At 62.8% G+C, this 242-nt stretch carries 1 pseudogene; it reads right to left on the bottom strand.

The window, feature by feature from the left end:
- Window positions 1–230 (bottom strand): annotated as a pseudogene (locus ACRHNM_RS17895) (molybdopterin molybdenumtransferase MoeA); the annotation flags it as partial.
- Window positions 231–242 lie beyond the last annotated feature (12 nt).

The raw sequence follows: 242 nt of genomic DNA, 5'->3' as shown, positions 1-242 counted from the left end.
CCTTCAGATGGATCGGATTGGATGGTAAACGCCCCGGCTGAACTCAGGAGGTCTTCGTACCGCACCACGGTATCCGCTCCTTCCGGCAATACAGCCCCTGTGGCAATTTCGATGCAATTGCCGGCCCCGGAAAGCCGGTGCCTGGGGTCGCCGGCCCGGGCCATCCCCTGGATGCGGTATTCCCGGTGCCCGTCTCGGAAATCCCGGTGGCAAATGGCTATCCCATCCATAGTCGCCCGGTC

It is taken from the genome of Psychroserpens mesophilus, assembly GCF_050617655.1.
Lineage (GTDB): Bacteria > Bacteroidota > Bacteroidia > Flavobacteriales > Flavobacteriaceae > Psychroserpens > Psychroserpens mesophilus_A.
The sequence above is the reverse complement of the archived record's forward strand: the minus strand, read 5'-3'. Positions and strand labels throughout refer to the sequence as shown.